Below are 20943 nucleotides of genomic sequence, written 5' to 3'. Positions count from 1 at the left end.
CTACCGGCACACTTGTGACAACACGACTCTTCCGACTCCTGGCCCTGCTGCTGATGCTGACATGTACCATGCCACGCGCGCATGCCGCCGACATGGTCGAGATCACCCGTGCCTATATCGAGTCGGGCGAAGAGGGCTACAAGCTGGCCGCCACGTATTCCTTCGAGCTCAATCACGACCTCGATGATGCGGTACAGCATGGCGTGCCGTTGTATTTCACGACAGAAATCGAACTGACCCGGCCCCGCTGGTACTGGTTCGATGAAAAAGCCATCGTGGCGCGCCAGACCAGCAAGCTGTCCTATAACGTGCTGACGCGCCAGTATCATGTGTCGGGCGGCGGCTTGCAGCAAAGCTTTCCCACCCTCGACGATGCGCTCTTCCTGATCCGCCGTCCCAGCCGTTGGCTGGTGGCGCGGCGCGGCGAGCTGAAAGTGGGGCAGACGTACAACGTCACCTTGCGCATGGGCATGGACCGCGACTACCTGCCCAAGCCGATACAGGTCAATGCCTTCAATAACAGCGACTGGCGCCTGGCTTCGAATAAAAAAACCTTCTTGTATACGGCGGAGTAGTGAGTCAAGCATTGCGCTATTTGCTGGTGGTGGGCGGCGGCATTGTCAGTATCCTGCTGTTCCTGCTGGCGTCGGCTTCCGACAATTCCGGCTTTTTCGACCGCTATTACACCTGGCTGCTGGGCCTGAACGCGGCCGTCGCCGTGTCCCTGCTGGCGCTGGTGGGCATTTCCCTGGCGCGCCTGTACGCGCGCTACAAGAGCGGCAAGTTCGGCTCCAAGCTGATGACGCGCCTGGTGATGCTGTTCGCCGCCGTCGGCATCCTGCCGGGCCTGGTGATTTTCCTTGTCTCCGTGCAATTCGTCTCCCACTCCATCGAATCCTGGTTCAACGTCAAGATCGAAGCGGCGCTGGAATCGGGGATTGAGCTGGGCCGTGCCGGCCTCGATGCGGCCCTGGTCGAGCTCGACCACCGGGGCCACAAGGCCGTCGAAGAACTGGGCGCCGACCCGGTGGCCGGTCCGGCCGTGCTGACCAGCCTGCTGCGCGAAGAGGGCATGCAAAATGTCATGCTCGTCAGCGGCGACGGCGTGCTGCTGGCCAGCGCCGGGCCGCACAGCGCGGCCGACTTGCCGACGCCGCCCATGCTGGTGCAGGCAGCCTTGCCGGCCGGCTATGCCTCCGCCGAGGGCGGACTGGAGTTGCACGACGATGGCACGGAGTCGGGCGGCGGCGGTTTCCGCTCGGGCTTGCCGGCGTCGCTGGAAACGGCGGCCAGCCTGCGCCTGCGCGTGCTGGTGGCCGTGCCGGGGCCTTCCGTCTCGCCCCGCTATTTGCAACTGCTGCAATCGGTGCCGCCCAAGCTGGCGACGAATGGCGAAGTGCTGCGCGCCGCCTACAGCGAATACAAGGAACGTTTCGTCGCGCGCGTGGGACTGCGCAAGATGTACATGGAAATCCTCACCCTGACCCTGCTGCTGGCCATTTTTGGCGCCATCGGCAGCGCTTTCCTGATCGCTGGCAATTTGGCCCAGCCCCTGCTGCTGCTGGCCGAAGGCACGCGCGCCGTGGCCGAGGGCGACCTGTCGCCGCGCCCCATCGTCGCCACCAAGGATGAACTGGGCACCCTGACGCAGTCGTTCAACATCATGACGCGCCAGTTGCTCGATGCGCGCACGGCCGTGGAAAGCAACCGCGCCGCCTTGCAAAACGCCAAGGCCCACCTGGAATCGGTGCTGGCGAACATGTCGGCCGGCGTGATGGTGCTCGACGGCGACTTTAAACTGGTGACCTGCAATGAGTCGGTCGAGCGCATCCTGCAGCATTCGGGCATGAGCATGGTGGGCCAGCCGCTGGCGAATATTGCTGGAATGGAAGAGTTTGGCGGCGCCATCATCAGCGCCTTCACGGCGCAAAGCGCGCAATCGGCGTCGGGCCGCAACCAGCAGCGCCTGCACTGGCAGCGCCAGATCGAGATTCCGCGCCGCCTGGGCAGCAGTGCCGACGAGCATGACATCACCTTGCTGGCGCGCGGTTCGCGCCTGCCGCTGGAGTCCGGCAGCGGCTACATCGTCGTCTTCGACGATATTTCCGACGTGATTTCCGCGCAGCGCTCGATCGCCTGGGGCGAGGTGGCGCGCCGCCTGGCGCATGAAATCAAGAATCCGCTCACGCCCATCCAGCTGTCGGCCGAGCGCCTGCAGATGAAGCTCGAAGGCAAGCTGGAGCAGCCCGATGCCGACCTGCTCAGCCGCGCCACCACCACCATCGTCAAGCAGGTCGATGCGATGAAGCGCATGGTCGACGACTTCCGCGACTATGCGCGCACGCCGCCGGCCGTGCTCACGCCGCTGCGCTTGAATGAGCTGATCGAAGAGATACTGAACCTGTACCTGCGCGGCGACGATGGCGACATCATCCACCCGCTGCTGGCGCCGAACCTGCCGATGGTGATGGGCGATCCGACCCAGTTGCGCCAGGTGATACACAACTTGCTGCAGAACGCGCAGGACGCCATGGCCGACCTGCCGCCGGACTCGCCGCATCCGCGGATTGACGTAAGGACGGAAGCAATTCATTATCGCAGTGCGGACGGCGGCGTGAATATCGCCGTGCGGCTGGCCATCAGCGACAATGGCCCTGGTTTCGCGCCAAAAATCCTGGCGCGCGCCTTCGAGCCCTATGTGACCTCGAAGGCGCGCGGCACGGGATTGGGCCTGGCGATGGTCAAGAAAATTATCGATGAACACGGCGGACGCATCGATATCGAGAACCGGGTCGACGGCAATGGCGCTTCGGTGGTCATTTTGCTGTTAAAGTTAGCTCCCGACACTCCTGCCCAGGAATTCCTGGCGTGAGGGTCTGGTTTAGTATTTAAAACACTAATAAAATCATAGTTGTCCGCCGTGTGCATCTTGTGCGCGACGGCCGGCGAAATGAGGAAGGCAAGACACGAATGGCAAACATACTCGTAGTGGATGATGAAATGGGTATCCGTGAGTTGCTCTCGGAAATTTTGGGCGACGAAGGACATGCTATCCAGCTGGCCGAAAATGCGCAGCAGGCGCGCGAAGCGCGTGCCGCCGGTGCGCCGGATCTGGTATTGCTGGATATCTGGATGCCCGACACCGATGGCGTCACCCTGCTCAAGGAATGGCAGCGCGACGGCTTGCTGACCATGCCGGTGATCATGATGTCGGGCCACGCCACCATCGATACGGCGGTCGAGGCGACGCGCATCGGCGCCATGAACTTCCTGGAAAAACCGATTGCCCTGCAAAAACTGCTGAAGGCAGTCCAGCAAGGCTTGACGCGGGCACAGGAAACCGTGCGCGCGCCGAGCGTGGCGCCGCGCCCCGTGGCGCCCGTGGTGGCCGAGGAAAGCAGCCATCCCGTGCCGAGCTTTGGCGGCAGCGCGCCGCAACAGCTGATGGTGCGCCCAGGCATCGCCGTACCGGCGGTGGCCGAAGGCCATGGCTACAACCTGTCGTTCGACTTGCCGCTGCGCGAGGCACGCGACGCGTTCGAGCGCATGTATTTCGAACATCACCTGGGACGCGAAGGCGGCAGCATGACCCGCGTGGCGGAAAAAACGGGCCTCGAGCGCACCCATTTGTACCGCAAGCTGAAACAGCTGGGTGTCGAACCGGGCAAGCTGGCCAAGAAAAGCCTGTGACGGCAGCCGTGCGGCGTCCGACGCCGCTGACCCTGGTCAGCGGTGGACGCGCCGCCGGGCGTGAAGCGGCCATCGCGCAAGCCTTGCCGCCTGGCCAGCCGGCCGCCGTGATCCTGGAAGGATTGGCTGACGGCAACGCCATCCTGGCCGACCTGGCCGGGCAAGTTTCTCCTCCTCCATCATTTCCATTGCAACTGTTGCGCATCGCGCCAGGTTGCCTGTGCTGCAGCGGCAATCTCGTATTGCGTGTAACATTGAATCGTCTGCTGCGCCATCCACCCGCACACTTGTTCATCAGCCTGGCCGACGCCACGCACATCGAACAATTGCGCACCTGGCTCACCGCCAGTCCCTACGATGCCCTGCTGGCGCTGCAAGCAGACATGGTGGTTTCCTGACGATTTCTTGATCGCCTTACCGCAGTCGTAGTTTGCATCTCGTTACAACTCTGTAGCCCGCAGGGTGGCATGGCCGCTTGAAATGGCGCCGTGTGAACCCCACCTCTGTTCTGACACCGCAGGAGCTTCTCCTGCTTGAGCGAAGGATGCAAAATGAACCTGATCTATAACAGCGAACAATACAGCGTCGTGGAATTCGGCGTCGACGGCGACCTCGAAGCCCTGCGCTTTGGCGGCTATGAAATCGTCGACAAGGGGGGCAAGCGGGAAACGTTTATCGCCGGCATCCTTGCGCAACACTTCCGCCGCGACGTCACGGAGCTGATCGCCAGCGAACCCAGCATGGAAGAGATCGATGAATTTTTGGGCAGCTATGATTCCCTCATGAGCCAGCCCGTCCTGTTGCACTGACCGGATGGCTATCGCCACCATACCAATCCGTCTGACGGCATGGTATGGTGGTTGTGTTATTCAGCTGCAAACAGACCATGTGCCAACTTCTCGGAATGAATTGCAATGTCCCCACGGACATTGTCTTTAGTTTTACCGGCTTCGCCATGCGCGGCGGCCATACCGATACCCACCATGACGGCTGGGGCATCGCCTTTTTCGAAGGCGCCGGCGTGCGCCATTTCGTCGACCACCAGGCGGCCATCGCCTCGCCCGTGGCCGAACTGATCAAACGCTACCCCATCAAGTCGCGCAATGTCATCGCGCATATCCGCAAGGCGACGCAAGGCCAGGTGGCGCTGGAAAATTGCCACCCGTTCGTGCGCGAACTGTGGGGCCGCTACTGGGTCTTTGCCCACAATGGCGATTTGAAGGATTTCAACCCCGTGCTGACGGGCAGTTACCGCCCCGTTGGCTGCACGGACAGCGAACGGGCTTTCTGCTACCTGCTGCAGGAACTGCACGCGCGCTTTGGCGATGCCCCGCCGGCGTTGCCGCAACTGCATGCGGCCCTGGCGGAGTTGCTGCCCAGCATCGCCGCCCACGGCACTTTCAACATGATGCTGTCGAGCGGCGAGGCGCTGTTTGCCCATTGCTCGACCAGCTTGCACTATCTGGTGCGACAACATCCGTTTCCAACTGCTAAACTCTCCGATGAAGACCTGAGCGTGGACTTTTCCCAGGTGACGACACCCCAGGACCGCGTGGCCGTGATTGTTACCCAGCCGCTGACGACGAATGAGCAATGGACGGCGTTTGCGCCGGGCGAATTGAAATTATTTGTCGACGGGATGGTGCAAGACACGCCAGTCGCCTAATTTGTTGACGACAATAAACTGGATTGCTGCCAAAATACCCACAGCGCGGGCGGAATTCAGCTAAAGTATTGTCAATAGTGAACCTTGATGCGGGCGCGGCGCGGCCGGTGTCACTCGACGTGATTGATGAAGAGTTAATGATCGATATTTCCAGCAACGACATCACCCCGAAACCCTTGCGCGTGCGCGAGTTCTATCTGGGGCGACAACCTATCCTTGACCGTAATCAAGCCCTGTTTGGCTATGAGTTGCTATTCCGCAACGCTCCGGTCGGTCCCGCCAACATTACCAGCGATCTGTCCGCCACGGCCTCCGTCATCGCCCACGCTTCCCAGCTGGGCATGGAAAAGGTCATCGGCGACGCGCTCGGTTTCGTCAACGTCGATGCCGACGTGATCATGAGCGACATCTTCGTGTTCCTGCCGCGTGAAAAAGTCGTGCTGGAAATCGTCGAATCGATGCCCGTCACGCCGGAAGTGCGCGCGCGCATCAGCGAGCTGGTGGGTCATGGCTTCACTTTCGCGCTGGAAAACGTCGTGTCCGACACGGCGCAAGTGCAGGAACTGCTGCCGCTGGTGCAGTACGTCAAGATGGACATGAGCACGGTCGACCCGAAAGTGCTGGCAGCCTTGGCGCCCCGTTTCAAGCAGGAAAACAAGAAACTGGTGGCGGAAAAGGTCGAGACGCGCGAAGAATTCAAGTCGGGCCTGGACCTGGGCTTCGATTACTTCCAGGGTTATTACTTTGCCAAGCCCGCCATCATGACGGGCAAGAAACTGTCGCCGTCGCAACTGGCCGTCATGGAACTGATGACCCTGGTGACCTCGGACGCCGACAATATGGACATCGAGCGCGCCATCAAGCGCGACGTGTCGCTGGCCCTGAACTTGCTGCGCCTGGTCAATACACCGGCCGTGGGCGCGCGCCAGCGCATCGATTCGCTGAGCCAGGCCGTGACCGTGCTGGGCCGCCGCCAATTGCAGCGCTGGCTGCAAATCATGCTGTATGCGGAACCAAGCAAGCGCGGCCACAGCATGACGCCGCTGCTGATGCTGGCCACCACGCGCGGCCGCCTGCTGGAATTGCTCGCGCATAAACTGCGCCCGAACCACGCCCATTCGGCCGATATCGCCTTTACGGTCGGCATCATGTCGCTGATGGATACCCTGTTCGGCGTGCCGATGTCGGAAATCCTCGGCCAGATCGAAGTGATCGACGAAGTTGCCGAAGCGCTGCTGTCGCGCGAAGGCTTCTACGGCGACCTGCTGCGCCTGGCCGAGTGCATCGAGCGCATCGAAGACATGGAAGGCGAGATCGTGCCAACCTTGCGCGACCTGGCCATGTCGCCGGACGACCTGGTGGAGCTGGAAATGGCCGCCTACGAATGGAGCGATAACGTTGTCAGATACGCCCTGTAATTGGCATAGCTAGCCATATCAAGAACCCCGCCCGGCAGTGCCCGGCGGGGTTTTTTTACGCCGGTAGCTGCACTACGCCGCGGCGCCGGGCCAGTGCTTGTGCAGCTCGGGGTCGGTGCGCAGCTCCCACAGGGCCAGGACGACGACGGCGATACCGACGACGAGCTCGTTCCACAGGACGACGCGCTGTTCGGCCAGCCGCAGTATCCACGGCGAGGCGGCGACCCAGACGCCCACCAGCAGGTTGACGACGACGGCCCAGAAATACGTCTTGTACAGGTCGAAGGCGGCCAGGATGGCGATCACGAGGCCCGAGACAAAGGCGTTGATCATCTGCGGCGAGCCTTCGGGATAGGAAAACGCCCAGGGCGAGACGACGAGCCACAGGCCCAGCAACAGGATCACCTGATCCTGCCAGCGTTTCAGTTTGAAATTGGTTGCCATATATCCTCCTTGCCGGTTGGGAACGGGCCGGAGCGGGCATGCAGCATGCCGGCCGGCATACTGCGTTAGTGCGCTTCGGCGCGCGATAAGTTCCGCGCGCCTTGTGCTTATATTATGGCATTACGACAGGTTCGGCGCCAGCCAGCGTTCCACGTCCTCGATGCTGACGCCACGGCGCTTGGCCATGTCTTCCACCTGGTCCATGCCGATCTTGCCGACGACGAAGTATTTCGACTCCGGGTGGGCAAAATAGAAGCCGGACACGGCCGCGCCGGGGAACATGGCATACGATTCCGTCAGCTGCATGCCGATTTCCTCGGCCTGCATGACCTCGAACATCTCTTTCTTGACGGTATGTTCGGGGCAGGCCGGGTAGCCTGGAGCGGGGCGGATGCCGACATATTTTTCGGCGATCATGTCGTCGTTGCCCAGGTGCTCGTCCGGCACGTAGCCCCACAAATCCTTGCGCACGCGCTCGTGCAGGTATTCGGCGAACGCTTCGGCCAGGCGGTCGGCCAGGGATTTGAGCATGATGGACGAGTAATCGTCGTGCGCATCCTCGAAGCGTTTTTCGTATTTCTCGATGCCGAGGCCGGACGTCACGGCGAACATGCCGATGTAATCCTTCACGCCCGATGCCTTCGGCGCGATGAAGTCGGCCAGGCACTGGTTCGGACGCTGCACGCCGTCGACCACGGGTTTCACGCCCTGCTGGCGCATGCCGTAATACGTGAACGCCACGCTACTGCGCGTATCGTCGGTGTACACCTCGATATCGTCGTCATTGACGCTGTTTGCCGGCAGCAAGGACACGACGCCGTTGGCCGTCAGCCAGCGTCCGTCGATGAGTTTTTTCAGCAAGGCCTGGCCTTCCGCGTAGACCTTGGTGGCCGCGTCGCCCACCACTTCATCCGTCAGGATGGCGGGGAAGGGGCCGGCCAGGTCCCAGGTCTGGAAGAACGGGCCCCAGTCGATGTAGTTGGCCAGGGTGGCCAGGTCGACATTTTTAAAGACGCGGCGGCCGATGAACTTCGGTTTCACGGGCGTGCAGGCGCCGTCGAACGGCACGAGCATCTTGTTGGCGCGCGCCTGCGCCAGCGGCAAAATCGGCAGCGCCTTCTTGTTGGCATGCTGTTCGCGGATGCGCGCGTAGTCGAGTTCGATGTCTTCCACGTACTTGTCGCGCTGTTCCGGCGTCAGCAAGGATTGCGCCACGGACACGGAACGCGAGGCGTCCGGCACGTAGATCACGGGGCCTTCATAGTTGTGGGCGATTTTCACGGCCGTGTGGGCGCGGCTGGTGGTGGCGCCGCCGATCAAGAGGGGAATCTTCAGCATGCGGAAGTGTTCGTCGCGCTGCATTTCCTTGGCGACATAGGCCATTTCTTCCAGCGACGGCGTAATCAGGCCCGACAGGCCGATGATGTCGGCGTTTTCCACCTTGGCGCGGGCGAGGATTTCCGAGCACGGCACCATCACGCCCATGTTCACCACTTCGAAGTTATTGCATTGCAGAACGACGGTGACGATGTTCTTGCCGATGTCATGCACGTCGCCTTTCACGGTTGCCATGATGATCTTGCCCTTCGGCTTGGCGACGATGCCCGTGCGCTTTTCTTCCAGCAGCTTTTCTTCCTCGATAAATGGAATCAGATGGGCCACGGCCTGTTTCATCACGCGCGCCGATTTGACCACTTGCGGCAGGAACATCTTGCCCTGGCCAAACAGGTCGCCGACCACGTCCATGCCGGCCATCAGCGGGCCCTCGATCACGTGGATGGGGCGTCCGCCATTGTGCAGCAGCTCCTGGCGCGCTTCTTCCGTGTCTTCCACGATGAATTGCGTGATGCCATGCACCAGCGCATGCGACAGGCGTTCCTGCACCGTGCCTTCGCGCCAGGCCAGGGTTTGCGCCTCGGCCTTGCCGCCCGCCTTCAGGGTGCCGGCAAATTCGATCATGCGCTCGGTCGAGTCTTCGCGGCGGTTCAGCACCACGTCTTCCACGCGCTCGCGCAATTCCGGGTCCAGGTTGTCGTACACGCCCACCATGCCGGCGTTGACGATGCCCATGGTCATGCCGGCCTTGATGGCGTGGTACAGGAATACGGTATGGATGGCTTCGCGGGCTGGATCGTTGCCGCGGAAACTGAAGGACACGTTCGACACGCCGCCCGATATCTTCGCGTACGGCAGGTTTTCCTTGATCCAGCGCGTGGCGTTGATGAAGTCGACGGCGTAATTATTGTGCTCTTCGATGCCGGTGGCGACGGCAAAGATGTTCGGATCGAAAATAATGTCTTCCGGCGGGAAGTCCAGCGCATCGATCAATAAATGGTATGCGCGCGCGCAAATTTCGATCTTGCGCTCGAAGGTATCGGCCTGGCCCTTCTCATCGAAGGCCATGACGATGACGGCCGCGCCGTAGCGGCGGCACAGCTTTGCCTGGCGCAGGAATTCTTCTTCGCCTTCCTTCATGGAAATCGAGTTGACGATGGCCTTGCCCTGCACGCATTTCAGGCCCGCTTCGATGACCGACCATTTCGACGAGTCGACCATGATGGGCACGCGCGAAATGTCGGGTTCCGAGGCGATCAGGTTCAGGAAGCGCGTCATGGCCGCCAGCGAATCGAGCATCGCTTCATCCATGTTGATATCGATCACTTGCGCGCCGTTTTCCACTTGCTGGCGGGCCACGGATAGCGCCTCGTCATATTGCTCGTTGAGAATCATGCGCGCGAACGCCTTCGAGCCCGTGACGTTGGTGCGCTCGCCCACGTTGACGAACAGCGACTCGTCATTGACGACGAACGGTTCCAGGCCCGCCAGGCGCAGGTCGTGCGATGGGGCCGGCACGGTGCGCGGGGTGTTTTTTGACAGCAACTCGCCGATGGCGGCGATGTGCTCGGGCGTGGTGCCGCAGCAGCCGCCCGCCATGTTCAGGAAGCCCGCGTCGGCAAATTCGCGCAGCAGGGCGGACGTGTCGGCTGGCAACTCGTCGAAACCCGTGTCGCTCATGGGGTTGGGCAAGCCCGCGTTCGGGTAGATGCACACGAAGGTGTCGGCGATCTTGGCCAGCTCTTCCGCGTACGGGCGCATCAGGGCGGCGCCCAGCGCGCAGTTCAGGCCGATGGTCAGCGGTTTCGCGTGGCGCACGGAATTCCAGAAGGCGGGCACGGTCTGGCCCGACAAGATGCGGCCCGACGCGTCCGTGACGGTGCCGGAAATCATCAGCGGCAGGCGCACGACATCCGGGTTTTGCTCGTAGAACAGGTCGATGGCGAACAGGGCCGCCTTGCAGTTCAAGGTATCGAAGATGGTTTCCACCAGCAATACGTCGGCGCCGCCTTCCACCAGGCCCTGCGTCTGCTGCAGGTAGGCGGCCACCAGTTGGTCGAAGGTAACGTTGCGCGCGGCAGGGTCGTTCACGTCGGGCGAGATCGACGCCGTCTTCGGCGTGGGCCCGAGGGCGCCGGCGACGAAGCGCGGCTTGTCCGGCGTGGAATATTTATCGCAGGCGGCGCGCGCCAGCTTGGCCGCCTGGACGTTCATTTCATAGGCCAGGTGGGCCATGTGGTAATCGTCTTGCGCGATCGTCGTGGCGCCGAAGGTATTCGTTTCGATCAGGTCGGCGCCGGCCGCCAGGTAGCGCTCGTGGATTTCCTGGATGATGTGGGGCTGGGTCAGGGTCAGCAACTCATTATTGCCCTTGACGAACAGTTCGCGCGCGCCACTGTCGGCCGGCGCGGCGAAATCGATGAAGCGGCCGGCGGGGCCGCCGCGGTACGCTTCTTCGTCGAGCTTGTATTGCTGGATGATCGTGCCCATGGCGCCGTCGAGAATCATGATCCGCTGCGCCAGAATGGCGCGCAAGGTGGCTTCGGTCGGGGACATGGCGGGGATCACGGTATCGTTCATTTCATGCTTTCAATAGGCAAACGGGCGGCGGCGCGGCGACAAGACGTTACGAGGCGGATGCGGGTCAGCAGGATCAGCTGACGGAGAGTTGCCGGCCGGGTAGGGCAGGCAGAAGGTGGCAATCGCCTGATTTCACCGGGTCTAAAATTATACGGCATCAGGCTGCTTTGGTTTTAAGCAAAAGCGGCCGTTCGCCCCACGGCAGGCCTTCTTGCAACACATCGCCTGCCGCCACGCCTGCTTCTGAAAATTGCATTCCTGAAAATCTTACTCAAAACGTTAATTCTTCCAGCAAAGTTGTCAGAACGATATGGCGTCTAGGCTGTGGAAAAATTTCCACATTATTTGCGCCGCATCAGCATATTTTTAATGAGTTGAATGGCAATAGCTGCAAAGGAAAGTAATTTTGATTTTAGCCAATACAGAGTGAGGGGAATAATGCCCAGAGTAAAGTTTGCCAAGCAGATATTTTAATTATTATCAAAACCAATTGAATCAAAAGCATTAATAGTTGTCTTTGGGAATCGAACTAAACCATAATATTGGTTCTTCGAAATTAAATTCTCACCAAAAGTCACCAATATGTCACATTTATCTCGTGTCCTCCCCGGCATCGCGCTGCATCAACATGGTTGCCAGCCATGAAAAACCATCTGCTTGTCGCATTGTTTGTCATGCTGGGCCTGTCCGCCTGCGGCGGTGGTGGCGGTGGGGGCGGCGACACGGTGGTGGCGACCACGTCGGGCACGCCCGTGCTGCTGCCTGCCGTGACGGCCGTTTCGGCGGCGAATGTCGCCGTCGGTGGCAGCCTGGTGCTTACAGGCACGAATCTGAGCCGCGTGACGGCTTTCCAGGTTGGCGGCGTGACCGTTGCCACCAGCGCCGCCAGCGATACCAGCATCACCCTGACCATGCCGGGCGTGCCCGTATCGGGCGCCTTGAGCCTCGTCAGCGCCAGCGGCACGGCGTCCACCAGCTATAACGTCAATGTGTACCTGCCATTGAGCGTGGGCAGCGTCGCGCCGGCGACGGGCGGCGTCGGTTCCAGCGTGACGATCACGGGCGGCGGCATGGGCGCCGTGACGGCGGTGCAGTTTGGCAATGGTGCGGCGGCAACGCCGCAAAGCCAGACGGCCGGCAGCGTGACGGTGCTGGTGCCTGCGGGCGCGGCGACAGGCGCGCTGACGGTGCGCGGTCCCTACAACGATGTGCTTAGCGGCGACACGTACACGGTGCTGGCCAGCGTGACGGTGACGTCGATCACCTCGGCCGTCAATAACGGAAGCTTGTCCGTGACGGTGCAGGGCAGCAATCTCGACCAGGTCACTTCGGCGTCGGTGGGCAATACGCCAGCCGTCATCGTCAGCGCCACTGCCAGCCAGCTGGTATTGTCTGCACCAGACTCGGCAACGGGCAACGTGATGCTGGCGGCGGCGTCGCGCATCGCCGTGAATGCGGGCACGGTGTCGGCCTTTACCCTGGGCAGCATTGATTTCGCGCAAGTACTGAATTTGAATGCCAGCAATACGGCCTTGCGCCTGACGCGCGGCAAGCCGGCCGCCGTGCGCGTGTCCGTGCTGGCCGGGCAGGCGGGCCAGTCCAGCCCGGCGGTCACCTTGAATGCGACCGCCGCCAATGGCAGCAACCTGGGCAGCATCGCGATGACGGGGCCGGCGCTCTTGCCGACGACGAAGAACGATGACAGTTTCAGCGGCAATTTCAGTGCCGTCCTGCCTGCAGGCTGGATCTTGCCCGGCGTGCGCGTGCGCGTGACGGCCGTCGGCAATGACGGCGTGCAAGTGAGCCAGGAAGCGGCGCCCGTGGTGGCCAGCCTGGCCAAGATCCGTCTGGTGCTCGTGCCCTTGAGCACCGATGATGGCGTGGCGCAACTGCCTGACGCCGAGGTGATCCGCGCCGCGCTGCTGCGCGTGTATCCGTATGCGACGGAAAATATCAGCATCACGACGCGCGCCGCACTGAGCATGCCGGGCAGCAGCACGGCCGACAGCTGGTGGAGCGATGCCCTGGGCAAGCTGGAAAACCGGCGCGCGCTGGAAGACAGCGGCGCCTACTATTATGGTTTCGTGCCGAAGATGTCCGTCACCAACGCCGCCGGCCTGGCCTACATCAACCAGCGCAGCAGCGGCAACGACTTTACGTCGGCCATCGGCCTCGATGCCCAGTCCAATAGCATCGCGGCGGTCGACCCATTCTCCAATCAATGGCCTCTGTGGCTGACTACGCTCGTGCATGAGCTGGGCCACAATCACTCGCTGCAGCACGTTCCCTGCGGCGGTCCGGCTGGCGCTGCTGTCGACTACCCATATGCGAATGGCAATCTGGGCCCGCAACCGCTGTACAACAGCAACTATGCAGGCAGCATCGGCCAGCTGAGCAAGGCAGTCTATGGCAACACGCCGATGAAGGACGTGATGAGCTATTGCAGCGGCGCCTGGTTCTCCGACTACAGCTATGCGCGGGTGCAGCAATTCCTGGAAAAACGCAGCACGCAGATTACGGGCAGCAATGTGCTGGCCGCCAGCATGGCCGTGGCCGAGAACGGCTACCTGACCATTTCCGGCCGCATTACGCCTGGCGGCGTGGCCCTGCGCCCGGCCGTTGCCTCGTCGGCGCGCATCGGCGCCGCTGCCAGCGGCAGCGGCCATGCTTATACCTTGCGCGTCTTGACGGCGTCCGGACAGACTATCGACTTGCCCTTCGATGGCGTCTCCGTGGCCGACCATGGCGGCAACGCCATGAGCCACTTCCGCGTCAGCTTCGCCAATCCGGGCGAAATCAGCGATGTGCAAGTGTTGGCAAATGGCAAGGCTTTAGCCAAGCTGGAACGCCCGGCGCGCCGCAGCAAGGCTGCCGCCAACGATGCCACGTTTGATGCGACGCAAAGCGGCGGCCAACTGGTGCTGGTCTGGAATGCCGAGGCGGAACCGTATGCCGCCGTCATGCACGTGGCTGCCGATGGCCGCAAGACGGTGGTCGCCAGTGACTTGACGGGTGGCAAAGCCAATGTCGACGTGAGCACCTTGCCGGCCGGCGGCCGTTTCGAGGTCAGCCTGTCGTCGTCTCTGGGCGCACGGCTGATGAAGGTGCAGCGCCGCTAAGCTAGCGGGGCGGATGCAAAAAAGGCTTGCCGCGGCAAGCCTTTTTTTATGGCCATCGGGATGATGGCGCGGTGCGATCCGGTGAACTTAGGCGAAGCGCTTGCCTTCGAGGGGGAAGCCCTTGATGAATTCGGCCGCAGGCAGGCGCTTGCCGCCCGGTTTTTGCAGTTCCGTCAGGCGCAGCGAGCCATTGCCGCAGGCCACGACGATGCCGTGCTGGGCGTCGGCTGCCAGCACCTGGCCCGGCGCTTCCTTGCTGTCCGCCTCGAGCACGTCGGCGGCCCAGATCTTGATGGTGGTGCCATCGACCTGGCCGCAGGCGCCGGGAAACGGATTGAAGGCGCGGATTTTCAGGCCCAGTTCCAGCGCCGGCAGGCTGAAATCGAGCGCCGCTTCTTCCTTGGCGATTTTTGCCGCATAGGTGACGCCCGCTTCCGGCTGGGGCACGGCTTCCAGCGCTTGCAGCTGCATCTTGCGCAGGGTCTCGACGATCATCTTGCCGCCCAGGGTGGCCAGCTTGTCGTGCAGGCTGGCGGTGGAATCGCCCGCTTCGATGGGCGTGCGCTCGATGGCCAGCATGGGGCCCGTATCGAGGCCTTCTTCCATCTGCATGATGGTCACGCCCGTTTCATCGTCGCCGGCTTCGATGGCGCGGTGGATGGGCGCGGCGCCGCGCCAGCGCGGCAGCAATGAACCGTGGATATTGATGCAGGGTTTGATGTCGAGGGTGCTGCGCGGCAAGATCAAGCCGTAGGCCGCCACCACCATCACATCGTAGTCGGTGGCCAGCAGGCGCTCGTGCGCTGCTTTTGCCTCGGCGGCGCGCTGCGGGTCCTTGCTGTCCATGCGCAGCGACAAGGGCTGCAGCACGTCGATGCCGTGCTGCTGTGCATATTGCTTGACGGCCGAGGCGTGCAATTGCATGCCGCGTCCGGCAGGGCGGTCGGGCTGGGTCAGCACCAGCGGAATCTCGAATCCCGCTTCGTGCAAGTCTTTCAGGGCCGTGGCGGCAAATTCAGGCGTGCCTGCGAAGATCACTTTCATATGGTTCCTTGACGTGAGGTGCGCAGGCCCGCGCCGGAGGCGCCAGGCTGGCGTGGTGTTACGGTCAGTCTTTGCGGTCAGTCTATCAGCACAGCTGCAAAAGCGGCTTAGAAGCGGCGGTTCTGTGCGCGCAGGCTCGCTTCGCGCTCGAGACCACGGATTTCCTTGATCATCTTGGTCTTGATGCGGTTGCGCTTGAGCGGCGACAGGTATTCGACGAATACCTTGCCCAGCAAGTGATCCATCTCATGCTGGATGCAGACGGCCAGCAAGCCATCGGCTTCCAGTTCGAACTGCTTGCCGTGGCGGTCCAGGGCGCGCACCTTGATGCGGGCCGGGCGCTCGACGCCGTCGTAGACGCCAGGCACGGACAAACAGCCTTCGTCGTAGACCTGCTTTTCCTCGCTGGCCCAGGTGATTTCCGGGTTGATGAACACTTGCAGCTGGTTTTTTTCTTCGGTGATGTCGATCACCATCATCTGGATATGCGCGTCCACTTGCGACGCGGCCAGGCCGACGCCCGGGGCGTCGTACATGGTTTCGGCCATGTCGTCGATCAGGGTTTGCAGGCGCGCGTCAAATTCGGTGACGGGCTTGGCGATCGTGTGCAGGCGAGGATCGGGGTAACGCAGGATATTTAATATGGACATACGGATTCGACTGGTTAAGGTGGGCGCCGGTGCGCCGGATTATTCATGCCTGGGCCATGCGAACGATGGCAGGGCTATTTTCTGTTGGGTACGCCATGCTTGGGCGCGTATGGCACAACGGCGCGGCAGATGCGTTTGCCAGTGCGCTAATCGTTTGCTGCAAAGGGAAATTTTATCACAGACGCCCATGCTCCTGTGGATGGGGGGCCGTTTTGCACACGCATTGCACGCATCCTTGCGCGCGTCGGTATCGCGTGCGCGCCATGGCGCTAGCATGGGAGGGCACAGCACACAGCGAGGTGGTCATGCATGCACTTGCAACGACGGCAGACACGGCCACGGAATTGGCGGGCTGGCTGCGCCTGCAGCATCTGCCCGGCGTGGGGCCGGTGGCGGCGCGCGCCTTGCTGGCCCGCTTCGGCTTGCCGCCGGAGATCTTCGCCACACCCTTCGAGACCTTGCGCGAAGCGGTGCCGGCCAGCGTGGCGCGCGCCATCGTGCAGCTGCCCAAGCCCGTGGCCAACAGCCAGCTGGAACTCACCCTGCAGTGGCTGCAGCGGCCCGGCAACGCCGTGCTGACCCTGGCCGATGCCGCGTATCCGCCCCTGCTCCTGGAAATCGCCGATCCGCCGCTGTTGTTATATGTACGGGGGCGGGCGGAACTGCTGTCGCGTCCCGGCGTGGCCATCATCGGCAGCCGCAATGCCAGCGCGCAAGGCATGCAGAATGCGGCCGCTTTCGCGCAAGCGCTGAGCATGGCGGGCCTGACCATCATTTCCGGGCTGGCGCTGGGCATCGATACGCACGCGCACGAGGGCGGCTTGCGCGGCGCGGGCGCTACCGTCGCCGTGATCGGCACGGGCGCCGATCTGGTGTATCCGCGACGTAACCTTGATCTAGCGCAAAGAATTGCCGAACAGGGTTGCATCGTCAGCGAGTACGCGCTGGGCTTGCCCGCCATGCCAGCTAACTTTCCGCGCCGCAACCGCCTGATCAGCGGCCTGGCGCGCGGCGTGCTGGTGATCGAGGCGGCCGCGCAATCGGGTTCATTGATCACGGCGCGTCTGGCCGGCGAGCAGGGGCGCGACGTGTATGCCTTGCCCGGTTCCATCCATGCGACCCTGGCCAAGGGCTGCCATGCATTGATCAAGCAGGGCGCCAAGCTGGTCGAGTCGGCTGATGACGTGCTGCAAGAGTTGCAATGGCTGGGCGGCTTGCCCCAAGTGCCGCCAGCGGTGGAAGACGAACCGCCGCTGCTGGCCGCGCTGGGCCACGATCCCCTCGATGCCGATACCCTGGCCGCGCGCAGCGGCCTGGCCATGGGCGTGCTGATGGGGGAATTGCTGGCGCTGGAGCTGGCGGGCCGGGTGGAACGCTTGCCGGGAGGACTGTTTCAACGCTGTAAATGACAGCTTGTCACTTGTGTGGCGGCCTTGCCGCACGGGGGCGCTTTGTCGGCGCACACCCTTGTGTCGCAGCGAACTTAGCTGATAGAGTAGAGCCATGTTCGATATCCTGGTGTACCTCTACGAGACTTACTATCGCCCCGATGCCTGCCCCGAGCCGGCAGTCCTGGCGCGCAAACTGTCGGCCGTCGGTTTCGACGACGTGGAGATTTCCGAAGCGCTCGTGTGGCTGACGGACTTGAACGCCATGGCCGGCGTCGAACAAACCCTGACGGCCAGCTCCACGGGCACGCGCTTCTATGTGCAGCAGGAAAGCGACGTGCTGGGCACGGCCGCCGTCGGCTTCATCCAGTTCCTGGAAAGCGCCAAGGTGCTGTCGCCGCTGCAGCGCGAAATCGTCATCGAACGGGCGCTGGCGCTCGACGAGGCACCCGTTTCGCTGGGCAAGCTGAAAGTCATCGTGCTGATGCTGCTGTGGAGCCAGGGCAAGGAACCGGACGCCCTGATGTTCGACGATCTGTTTGTCGACGACGAAGACCTCCCGCCGCGCTTATTGCACTAATATATAGACGTCGCTGGCGGCCGCTGTCGCTGCCTGCCGACCCTGGCGCCGCTGCCGCGCCATCCCCTTTACCATGTGCTGCACCAGCACGCCCGCCAGCCTGTTGTGTTTGCGCTTGCGCATTCTTGCTTGCAGATAACTTGCCGAATTCTTCAATAGGCGCTTATCATTGGCCGCTTGACAAGACCACAAGTCACAAGGCCTTGCGCAGACAAAAGCGTCGGCGCCTGGCAATGCACTGTATGATGCGCATGCTGAAACTATCCTAGAGCATTTTTCGAGACTAAAAAATATGACAAAAACCCTCATCATCGCCGAGAAGCCTTCTGTCGCGAACGATATCGCGAAGACGCTTGGCGGCTTTACCAAGCACGATGAGTACTTTGAATCGGATGAATACGTCCTGTCGTCGGCGGTCGGCCACTTGCTGGAGATCGCCGTGCCGGAAGAGTTCGACGTGAAGCGCGGCAAATGGAGTTTCGCGCACTTGCCGATGATTCCACCGTATTTCGCGCTGAACCCGATCGCCAAGACGGAAGCGCGCCTCAAAGTATTAAACAAGCTGATCAAACGCAAAGACGTCACTACCCTCATCAACGCATGCGATGCGGGGCGCGAAGGCGAGCTGATTTTCCGCCTGATCGCGCAAAACGCGAAAGCCAAGCAACCGGTCAAGCGCCTGTGGCTGCAGTCGATGACGCCGGGCGCCATCCGCGACGGTTTCTCGCACCTGCGCAGCGATGAAGAAATGCTGCCGCTGGCCGATGCGGCCCGCTGCCGTTCGGAAGCCGATTGGTTGATCGGTATCAATGGCACGCGCGCCATGACGGCGTTTAATTCGAAAGAAGGCGGTTTTTATCTGACCACCGTGGGCCGCGTGCAAACGCCGACCCTGTCCATCGTGGTCGAACGCGAAGACAAGATCAAGAAATTCGTGCCGCGCGACTTCTGGGAAGTGCGCGCCGAATTCGTTTGCGCGGCCGGCATCTATGAAGGCCGCTGGCTCGACACGAAGTTCAAGAAGGACGAGAACGACCCCGAGAAGCGCGCCGAGCGCCTGTGGAGCAAGACGGCTGCCGACTCGATCGCCACCGCCTGCCGCGGCCGCCAAGGCAATGTCACGGAAGAATCGAAACCGACCACCTCGATGGCGCCGGGCCTGTTCGACCTGACCAGCCTGCAGCGCGAAGCGAACTCGCGTTTCGGCTTCTCGGCCAAGAACACCCTGGGCCTGGCCCAGGCGCTGTATGAAAAGCACAAGGTGCTGACGTATCCGCGTACCGATTCGCGCCACCTGCCGGAAGACTACATGCCGACCGTGCTGCAGGCGCTGGAAACGGTCAAGGACAACAGCAACTACCACCAGTTCGCCAAGCAGATCATCGACAAGGGCTGGGTCAAGCCGAACAAGCGCATCTTCGACAACACCAAGATCTCGGATCACTTCGCGATCATCCCGACGACGATCGCGCCGAAGAACCTGTCCGAGCCGGAACAGAAGCTGTATGACCTGGTCACGCGCCGCTTCATGGCCGTGTTCTTCCCGCCTGCGGAATTCCAGGTCACCACGCGCTACACGGAAGTGTCCGGCCATCAGTTCAAGACTGAAGGCAAGGTCATGACCAATCCGGGCTGGCTGGCCATCTACGGCAAGGAAGCGTCGACGGACGCCGACAAGGAAAGCAATGGCAACGGCAACCTGGTGCCAGTGGCCAAGGGCGAAAAAGTGCAGACGGAAAGCGTCAACGCCAACGGCCTGGTGACGAAGCCGCCTGCGCGCTTCACGGAGGCGACCTTGCTGTCGGCCATGGAAGGCGCCGGCAAGCTGATCGACGACGACGAGTTGCGCGATGCGATGGCCGGCAAGGGTCTCGGCACCCCGGCGACGCGCGCGGCCACCATCGAGGGCTTGCTGACGGAGCGCTATCTGATCCGCGAAGGCCGCGAATTGATTCCGACGGCCAAGGCATCGCAGCTGATGACTTTGCTCAAAGGCCTGGGCGTCAATGAATTGACGGCGCCGGAGCTGACGGGCGAGTGGGAATACAAGCTGTCGCAGATGGAAAAAGGCAAGATTTCGCGCGAAGAATTCATGCGCGAAATCGCGCAGATGACGCAGATCATCGTCAAGCGCGCCAAGGAATACGATAATGACACCATTCCCGGCGACTACGCGACCCTGGAAACGCCCTGCCCGAATTGCAGCGGCGTGGTAAAGGAAAACTACCGTCGTTTCGCCTGCACCAAGTGCGAATTCTCGATGAGCAAGACACCGGGTTCGCGCCAGTTCGAAATCGCCGAAGTGGAACAATTGCTGAAGGACCGCACCATCGGCCCGCTGCAAGGCTTCCGCTCGAAGATGGGCCGTCCGTTCGCGGCCATCCTGCGCATCGTGCGCGATGAAGAGATCAAGAATTTCAAGCTGGAATTCGATTTCGGCCAGAACGACGAGAGCGAAGATGGCGAAGGCGTCGATTTCACGGGCCAGACGCCCGTGGGACCGTGCCCCAAGTGCAACGCCGGCGTGTACGAAATGGGACTGGCCTATGTGTGCGAACACAGCGTGGCCAAGCCGAAGACGTGCGACTTCCGCAGCGGCCGTATCATCTTGCAGCAGGAAATCTTGCCGGAACAAATGGCAAAACTGCTCAACGACGGCAAGACGGACTTGCTGCCGGGCTTTGTTTCGCAGCGTACCCGCCGTCCGTTCAAGGCATTCCTCGTGCGCGGCAAGGATGGCAAGGTGAGCTTCGAGTTTGAAGAGCGCAAGGCCAAGCCGGGCGCCAAGACGAAGGCGGCAGCGGCCGAGGCCGAAGGCGAAGAAGGCGCGGCACCAGCGAAGAAAACGGCCGTCAAGAAAGCGGCAGCCGTCAAAAAAGCGCCGGCCAAGAAAGCTGCGGCCGTGAAAAAGACGGCTGCCAAGAAGGCGCCGGCGAAGAAGGCGGCAGCGGCGGAGTAATCCGGCGCCCGCCAGTCAGGCAAACAAAAGCCAGGGATTTCCCTGGCTTTTTTTACGTCCCGAGGCTGGC

The 20943-nt window shown here is 62.0% G+C and carries 15 protein-coding genes; 11 read left to right on the top strand and 4 right to left on the bottom strand.

Going from position 1 to position 20943, the window contains the following annotated elements; genetic code table 11:
* The first annotated feature begins 68 nt into the window (after positions 1-68).
* The 7 genes from CLU94_RS10100 to CLU94_RS10070 all read left to right on the top strand — a co-directional run bounded on the left by CLU94_RS10100 (position 69) and on the right by CLU94_RS10070 (position 6774).
* On the top strand, positions 69-575 hold the full coding sequence (locus CLU94_RS10100) for a DUF4390 domain-containing protein (protein WP_251350982.1): 507 nt from the start codon (positions 69-71) through the stop codon (positions 573-575).
* Positions 575-2872 (top strand): sensor histidine kinase, encoded by a 2298-nt coding sequence (locus tag CLU94_RS10095; RefSeq protein WP_099665532.1) that lies wholly within the window; start codon positions 575-577, stop codon positions 2870-2872. The genes CLU94_RS10100 and CLU94_RS10095 overlap by 1 nt, the downstream gene beginning before the upstream one ends.
* Positions 2873-2970: 98 nt before the next feature.
* A complete protein-coding gene (locus tag CLU94_RS10090) occupies positions 2971-3690 on the top strand; it encodes a response regulator (protein ID WP_034784724.1) in 720 nt (239 codons plus the stop codon).
* Positions 3687-4088: a GTPase gene (locus CLU94_RS10085; RefSeq protein ID WP_099665531.1), complete on the top strand. Its 402-nt coding sequence runs from the start codon at positions 3687-3689 to the stop codon at positions 4086-4088. Before CLU94_RS10090 ends, CLU94_RS10085 begins: the two co-directional genes overlap by 4 nt.
* 153 nt (positions 4089-4241) lie before the next feature.
* A complete protein-coding gene (locus tag CLU94_RS10080) occupies positions 4242-4499 on the top strand; it encodes a BTH_I0359 family protein (protein WP_077399469.1) in 258 nt (85 codons plus the stop codon).
* A gap of 77 nt (positions 4500-4576) precedes the next feature.
* On the top strand, positions 4577-5356 hold the full coding sequence (locus CLU94_RS10075) for a class II glutamine amidotransferase (protein WP_099668254.1): 780 nt from the start codon (positions 4577-4579) through the stop codon (positions 5354-5356).
* Positions 5357-5493: 137 nt separating this feature from the next.
* Complete coding sequence (locus CLU94_RS10070) at positions 5494-6774, top strand: EAL and HDOD domain-containing protein (protein ID WP_077399474.1); 1281 nt, start codon at positions 5494-5496, stop codon at positions 6772-6774.
* Between the two features lie 72 nt (positions 6775-6846).
* On the opposite strand, the gene CLU94_RS10065 is transcribed toward CLU94_RS10070, so the two are convergent.
* Together CLU94_RS10065 and metH are read right to left on the bottom strand one after the other, a co-directional pair.
* Entirely contained in the window at positions 6847-7218 is a 372-nt protein-coding gene (locus CLU94_RS10065; RefSeq protein ID WP_099665530.1) for an SPW repeat protein, read from the bottom strand.
* A 120-nt stretch (positions 7219-7338) separates the two neighbouring features.
* Positions 7339-11133 (bottom strand): methionine synthase, encoded by a 3795-nt coding sequence (metH, locus tag CLU94_RS10060; RefSeq protein ID WP_180278628.1) that lies wholly within the window; start codon positions 11131-11133, stop codon positions 7339-7341.
* A 641-nt stretch (positions 11134-11774) separates the two neighbouring features.
* Between metH and CLU94_RS10055 the strand changes: the two genes are divergently transcribed.
* Complete coding sequence (locus tag CLU94_RS10055) at positions 11775-14252, top strand: IPT/TIG domain-containing protein (RefSeq protein WP_143451390.1); 2478 nt, start codon at positions 11775-11777, stop codon at positions 14250-14252.
* Positions 14253-14339: 87 nt separating this feature from the next.
* Here CLU94_RS10055 and fmt read toward each other — a convergent pair whose 3' ends face one another.
* Positions 14340-15296 carry a methionyl-tRNA formyltransferase gene (gene fmt / locus CLU94_RS10050; RefSeq protein ID WP_099665528.1) on the bottom strand — a complete coding sequence of 319 codons (957 nt, stop codon included), beginning with the start codon at positions 15294-15296 and terminating at the stop codon, positions 14340-14342.
* 107 nt (positions 15297-15403) lie between these two features.
* Positions 15404-15946, bottom strand: a complete 543-nt coding sequence (gene def, locus CLU94_RS10045) for a peptide deformylase (protein WP_099665527.1) — start codon at positions 15944-15946, stop codon at positions 15404-15406.
* A gap of 305 nt (positions 15947-16251) precedes the next feature.
* Here def and dprA point away from each other — a divergent pair, with 305 nt between their 5' ends.
* From dprA to CLU94_RS10030, 3 genes are all read left to right on the top strand, one after another.
* Positions 16252-17355 carry a DNA-processing protein DprA gene (gene dprA / locus CLU94_RS10040; RefSeq protein ID WP_099665526.1) on the top strand — a complete coding sequence of 368 codons (1104 nt, stop codon included), beginning with the start codon at positions 16252-16254 and terminating at the stop codon, positions 17353-17355.
* A gap of 94 nt (positions 17356-17449) precedes the next feature.
* The gene (locus tag CLU94_RS10035; RefSeq protein ID WP_099665525.1) at positions 17450-17914 is read left to right on the top strand and encodes a DUF494 family protein; all 465 of its coding nucleotides are present in this window, start codon (positions 17450-17452) and stop codon (positions 17912-17914) included.
* Positions 17915-18206: 292 nt separating this feature from the next.
* The gene (locus CLU94_RS10030) at positions 18207-20873 is read left to right on the top strand and encodes a DNA topoisomerase III (RefSeq protein ID WP_099665524.1); all 2667 of its coding nucleotides are present in this window, start codon (positions 18207-18209) and stop codon (positions 20871-20873) included.
* The last annotated feature ends 70 nt before the right edge of the window (positions 20874-20943 follow it).

Origin of the sequence: Janthinobacterium sp. 13 (assembly GCF_002749695.1) — a bacterium.
In the GTDB taxonomy this organism is placed as follows: domain Bacteria; phylum Pseudomonadota; class Gammaproteobacteria; order Burkholderiales; family Burkholderiaceae_D; genus Janthinobacterium; species Janthinobacterium kumbetense.
Note: the sequence above shows the minus strand (reverse complement) of the source record. Positions and strands in the feature narration are given on the sequence as shown.

Coding starts and splice junctions, on each gene's coding strand:
- CLU94_RS10055 (WP_143451390.1), top strand. CDS start 11,775: ATGAAAAACCATCTGCTTGTCGCATTGTTTGTCATGCTGGGCCTGTCC.
- CLU94_RS10035 (WP_099665525.1), top strand. CDS start 17,450: ATGTTCGATATCCTGGTGTACCTCTACGAGACTTACTATCGCCCCGAT.
- metH (WP_180278628.1), bottom strand. CDS start 11,133: ATGAACGATACCGTGATCCCCGCCATGTCCCCGACCGAAGCCACCTTG.
- CLU94_RS10075 (WP_099668254.1), top strand. CDS start 4,577: ATGTGCCAACTTCTCGGAATGAATTGCAATGTCCCCACGGACATTGTC.
- CLU94_RS10090 (WP_034784724.1), top strand. CDS start 2,971: ATGGCAAACATACTCGTAGTGGATGATGAAATGGGTATCCGTGAGTTG.
- CLU94_RS10030 (WP_099665524.1), top strand. CDS start 18,207: ATGACAAAAACCCTCATCATCGCCGAGAAGCCTTCTGTCGCGAACGAT.
- def (WP_099665527.1), bottom strand. CDS start 15,946: ATGTCCATATTAAATATCCTGCGTTACCCCGATCCTCGCCTGCACACG.
- CLU94_RS10070 (WP_077399474.1), top strand. CDS start 5,494: ATGATCGATATTTCCAGCAACGACATCACCCCGAAACCCTTGCGCGTG.
- CLU94_RS10065 (WP_099665530.1), bottom strand. CDS start 7,218: ATGGCAACCAATTTCAAACTGAAACGCTGGCAGGATCAGGTGATCCTG.
- fmt (WP_099665528.1), bottom strand. CDS start 15,296: ATGAAAGTGATCTTCGCAGGCACGCCTGAATTTGCCGCCACGGCCCTG.
- dprA (WP_099665526.1), top strand. CDS start 16,252: ATGCATGCACTTGCAACGACGGCAGACACGGCCACGGAATTGGCGGGC.
- CLU94_RS10100 (WP_251350982.1), top strand. CDS start 69: ATGCCACGCGCGCATGCCGCCGACATGGTCGAGATCACCCGTGCCTAT.
- CLU94_RS10080 (WP_077399469.1), top strand. CDS start 4,242: ATGAACCTGATCTATAACAGCGAACAATACAGCGTCGTGGAATTCGGC.